At 41.2% G+C, this 1,273-nt stretch carries 1 protein-coding gene; it reads left to right on the plus strand.

What is annotated here, in order from left to right:
* Window positions 1-170: 170 nt before the first annotated feature.
* Window positions 171-1,273, plus strand: a 1,103-nt coding sequence (locus ACFIL2_RS03430) for a tyrosine-type recombinase/integrase (protein ID WP_375680417.1), incomplete at its 3' end; no start/stop codon positions are given.

The following is a 1,273-nucleotide window of genomic DNA, read 5'->3' on the forward strand; positions in this document are numbered from 1 at the left end:
CATTGATTTATAATGATAATCTAGCGTTATTCATATTGAATGAGAGTCCCGAATAACCTAAGATTGTCTCATTTTAAATCAGTTTATATTGCTTCAATCAAAACCACTCATTTGCACATAACAAGTGGGATGAATGTGTGGATCAAATTTATATAAGAAAGGAGTAAAAAATGGCTCTTATGAACCGTCTTAATGCAAGATCTGTCGCAACATTGGGGGCTGGCAAATATAATGATGGTGCTGGCTTGTTACTTCATAAGCGTAAAGATGGTGGTGCTCAATGGATTTTACGGTATACCCTTCACGGACGTCGTCGTGAAATGGGATTGGGAGCGTTGCGAGATGTCTCTTTAAAACAAGCCCGTGAATTGGCAACTGGGTGGCGTTCGGTTTTACGTGAGGGGCGTGACCCCATTAAAGAACGCAATAAACAAAAGCGTGAGGCAATAAGCAATCTCCATTATTTAAAAGACATTGCCGTAGATGCTTTTGAAAGTCGGAAAGCTGAATTAAAAGATGATGGTAAGGCTTGTGATTGGTTTTCACCTTTACGTCTTTATATTCTCCCTAAATTAGGCTGTCTACCCGTTTCAGAGATTACTCAAACAGAGATACGCAATACTCTTGCCCCTATTTGGCATACAAAAGCTGCAACAGCAGAGAAAGCATTGATACGTCTTAATCTTTGTCTTAAACATGCGGCTGCATTAGGTTTGAATGTTGATTTACAAGCAACAGAAAAAGCACGCGCGCTCTTAGGCAAACAACGCCATAAAACGCAAAATTTTCCAGCTATGGATTGGAGAAAGGTTCCGGCTTTTTATAAAACACTTTGCCAAACAACAACAATGACACAACTGGCTTTACGTTTGCTTATTCTGACAGGCGTTCGTACTTTTCCTTTATGTCATATCCATAAAGATCAAGTTGAGGATGATATATGGACTATCCCTGCTGAAAATATGAAAGGAAAGCGTGATACAACAAAAGAGTTTCGTGTACCCCTATCATCTGAAGCATTAGACATTTTAAAACAAGCGCGCCTTTTATCACGCAATGATTTCTTCTTTTCTGCAACAGGTCGCGGTCCCCTCGCGCATAGGTGTATGGCTCAATATATGAAACGTATTGGACTTGAAGCCTGCCCGCATGGCTTTCGCTCTAGTTTACGCAATTGGCTTGCTGAAACAACCGATGCCCCCTATGAGGTCGCTGAAACCATTCTAGCGCATACGGTCGGCGGTAAAGTAGAACGTGCCTATCGTCGTACTGA

Source organism: Bartonella sp. AP30XZML, assembly GCF_042195945.1.
GTDB lineage: Bacteria > Pseudomonadota > Alphaproteobacteria > Rhizobiales > Rhizobiaceae > Bartonella.